The sequence below is a fragment of the Sphaerobacter sp. genome, assembly GCF_019683595.1.
Classification (GTDB): domain Bacteria; phylum Chloroflexota; class Chloroflexia; order Thermomicrobiales; family Thermomicrobiaceae; genus Sphaerobacter.
In genome coordinates this window covers 1-2,195 of the sequence record NZ_JADGHZ010000317.1, presented here as the reverse complement: position 1 = coordinate 2,195, position 2,195 = coordinate 1, and the positions used below count along the sequence as shown (strand labels likewise).

Sequence of the window (2,195 nt, the reverse complement as noted above, 5' to 3'; positions counted from 1 at the left end):
GTCGGTACGACGCGTCGGGGCGCCGGGAGCCGGTCGGGGCGGGCTAGTCGGTCGTGGTCGGGAGGCCGGCGGCGTGCCAGGCGGTCATGCCGCCTTCGACGTTGTGGACGTCCTCGATGCCACGGGCCTTCAGCAGTGAGGCGGCGAGCATGCTCCGCTGGCCGCTGCCGCAGATGACCGCGACTGGTCGCGCCGGGTCGATCTCGCCCGCGCGCTCGTCCACGCGGTAGAAGGGGATGTGGACCGCGTTCGGGATGTGGCCGCCCTGCCACTCGCTGGGCTCGCGCACGTCGACGACCTGGGGCGCCGCGCCGTCGCGTCCCAAGGCCGCTCTGAGTTCCTGCACGGTCATGCCGGGGATTCGATCCAGCGGCTCGCCGGCCGCGCGCCAGGCGTCGATCCCGCCCGCGAGGTAGCCGGCGATCGTGGTGAGACCGATGACGCTGAGCATGGTCGCCGCGCGCCGTGCCATCGCCTCATCGTCCGCGACGAGCACCAGGGGCACGTCGGTCGGGACCACGAGGCCCACGCGGTTCTGGAACTGGGAGCCGTCCAGCGGTACGCCGATCGCTCCCGGGATGTGCTCCTGGCCGAAGGCGGCGGTGTCTCGCACGTCGAGCACGCGCGCGCCCTGGTCGAGCAAGCGCCGGACCGCGTCGACATCGAGCGGGGCCGGGTCGCGAAGCTCCAGCGGCTCGGCGCTCCGGTTCAGCTCGACGATGCGGGCCATGTTCGGTGGGCGCTCGGGCAGGCTCTCGTTCATGAACTCGACAAAGGCGGGCCGGGCGTCGATCGTGAGCGCCGGATTGAAGCGCCGCTCGAAGCCGATCGTCGTGCCGGTCATGCGGTTGCTCACTCGGCCGCAGAGTGAGCCGGAGACGTGGCCCGGGTAGACGAGGGTTCCCTCCGGCAGGCTTAGGAGCCGCTGGTGCAGGCTGTCGAAGAGGGCGTCGGCACCTTCCCGCCCGTCGATCGCCAGGTCGGGCCGCGCGACATCGCCGATGAAGAGCGAGTCGCCCGTCAGCACGGCCCACGGCTCGTCGCCGCGCGAGGTGTCGATGACCGCCAAGACGATGTGCTCCGGCCGGTGGCCGGGGGTGTGGATGACGCGCAGGCGCACCTCGCCGAGCTCCAGCTCGTCGCCGTCGTGCAAGGGGAGGTGGGGGTAGGCAACTCCGGCGTCCTCGTGGACGGCGATGGTGGCGCCGGTGCGGGCCGCGAGCTGGTGGTGGCCCGACACGTGGTCGGCGTGGTTGTGTGTCTCGACGATGTAGCGGATGCGCAGCCCGTCGCGCTCGGCAAGCGCCACGATCTCGTCGATCATGTCGATGCGGGGGTCGACCACCGCGGCCTCACCGGCCGCCTCCGAGCCGACGAGATATGCGGCGCACCCGATATCGCGGCGGAGAATCTGCTCCAGTATCACGGTCATCCCTCCTGCTGAGCCGCGAGCGCGGCCGTAACCCGCTGGCGGCGCTCTGACACGTCGATGGTGCTTCGCCCGAGCGCCGGCCGACCGACGATGCCGAGCTGCTGGTGCAGGTCCCTCCGGTCAACCTGCGTGCCGCCGTTGACGGCGGGCATCCCTGCGTCGCAGAGGATCCGTAGCTCGAAGGTTACAATTGCCCGTGGCCGTGAGCGCGCCAGCTGACGCCCTGGTCGCTCAGCCGTCCTGCGCCTGGCACGGCCGTCTTCGCGGAGGCGCGGTCCGGAGCGCGAGGGGCGCCGGCGGACGCCGTGGCGCGCGGTCTGGAGCGTGCTGCACTGGCGCATCACGGTGAGGAGGTGGCGGCTCCTGGCCGATCCCGGACCGGTGGCTACCGGGTGCTCGACCGCGAGTGGCAGGGCGCTGGGCAGAGACGGGATCGCCAGGCGGATCGGGGCGGTCGTCACCTGGCAGAACCGCGCCTGTGGCCGGTACAGCGTGCATTCCCCCTCCGTGATCGCGACGCGCTCCATCCCCCTATCCCAGCATGTGAATCAGTGAAGGTAATGACATTATAAGGCCTGGGGCTACATGTCAAGGAGCAGCGGGCACTTCCGGCGTCGAAGAGCGAGCAACCGGTCGCGCCGGCCCGGTGACCCGGCCACGTCCCACCGGGTATGCGGTGCGGGTTGCTGGGTGGAGGTGATCACGGGGTTGGGACCGCGGACGGCGTCGCCGTTGGGGACGGCGTGGTGGTGGGCGTGGGCGC

At 71.4% G+C, this 2,195-nt stretch carries 3 protein-coding genes; all 3 read right to left on the bottom strand.

What is annotated here, in order from left to right; all coding sequences use genetic code 11:
- Nucleotides 1–43: 43 nt before the first annotated feature.
- On the bottom strand, nucleotides 44–1,426 hold the full coding sequence (locus tag IRZ30_RS17055) for a rhodanese-like domain-containing protein (protein ID WP_366945374.1): 1,383 nt from the start codon (nucleotides 1,424–1,426) through the stop codon (nucleotides 44–46).
- Nucleotides 1,427–1,428: 2 nt separating this feature from the next.
- Entirely contained in the window at nucleotides 1,429–1,959 is a 531-nt protein-coding gene (locus tag IRZ30_RS17050) for a hypothetical protein (protein ID WP_294086902.1), read from the bottom strand.
- Nucleotides 1,960–2,013: 54 nt separating this feature from the next.
- Nucleotides 2,014–2,195, bottom strand: a 182-nt coding sequence (locus IRZ30_RS17045; RefSeq protein ID WP_294086900.1) for a hypothetical protein, incomplete at its 5' end; no start/stop codon positions are given.

Bases quoted from the DNA above. Each gene is read 5' to 3' on its own strand.
- IRZ30_RS17050 (WP_294086902.1), bottom strand. From the start codon at position 1,959: ATGGAGCGCGTCGCGATCACGGAGGGGGAATGCACGCTGTACCGGCCA.